This is a genomic window from Mesorhizobium sp. M7A.F.Ca.CA.002.09.1.1, assembly GCF_003998555.1.
GTDB lineage: Bacteria > Pseudomonadota > Alphaproteobacteria > Rhizobiales > Rhizobiaceae > Mesorhizobium > Mesorhizobium ciceri.
Genome location: NZ_RZRR01001440.1, coordinates 1 through 767, shown reverse-complemented (window position 1 = coordinate 767; position 767 = coordinate 1). Strand labels below are relative to the sequence as shown.

The 767-nt window shown below is 63.5% G+C and carries 2 protein-coding genes and 1 riboswitch; both genes read right to left on the bottom strand.

Going from position 1 to position 767, the window contains the following annotated elements; all coding sequences use genetic code 11:
- Window positions 1-420, bottom strand: a 420-nt coding sequence (locus EN994_RS33855) for a CbtA family protein (protein ID WP_206530573.1), incomplete at its 3' end; no start/stop codon positions are given.
- Window positions 421-435: 15 nt separating this feature from the next.
- Window positions 436-615, bottom strand: coding sequence for a CbtB domain-containing protein (locus EN994_RS33850; RefSeq protein WP_013531117.1), 180 nt, complete (start codon window positions 613-615; stop codon window positions 436-438).
- A gap of 35 nt (window positions 616-650) precedes the next feature.
- Window positions 651-767: riboswitch (cobalamin riboswitch) on the bottom strand. This riboswitch is flagged as partial in the annotation.

Sequence of the window (767 nt, the reverse complement as noted above, 5' to 3'; positions counted from 1 at the left end):
GGTTGGCGCCAGCGTGAACACGGCAAGGCCGGCCAAGCCCCAGAACACGCCCTGGCGCCAACCACCGATACCGCCGGCGAATTCGGAAACCGCGACCAGGATCAACCCGAAGCCGATGCCGGTGACGATGTTGGCAAGCACGCTGAAGGCGAAACGCTCGAAACCGTCTGCCGGCGCCCAGCCCTCGTCTTCCGCCGCAGCAGTCGCTTCGGCGGGGGCGGGAGCGGCTGTGCTCATGGCATTGCTATCCGTTGCTGCCGGAGCGGCATGGTCATGGTGATGCCCGCCGCCCGCCTGTTCGTAGACTTCCGCCTTCAGGATCAGCGGCACGGTCGCATAGGCCTGCATGCAGGCGAGAACGACGCCGGCCACGAGCCCTGCGATCGCCGCGATGAACACGACGTTGCGAAACAGGTTCATGATGTCAGCCCCTCGTCAGTGGCAGGGAAACGCCATCGAATGGCGATAGTCGTGAGCCGCATTGTGGACCGCATCGATATGCGAGAAGCCGACAAAGCCCATCACGAAAATGCCGAGCAGCGCGGCGAGCGCAAGCTGCATGAAGCGCGACTGCGAGGAGACGGAAGCGCCGAGGGAGACGGAAGCGGTAGTCATGTCTTGTCCTTTCGCCCTCCACCCGAGGGCATCGAAGTCAGTTTCCTGTCGCCGGCAGGTCTCCTGGCTCACGGATCAGCGTCCTTCCCCACCTTCCCGAAGAAAAATCTTCAGTGGCATATGGAGAGGACTACCGCACACAGTTGCGGGGG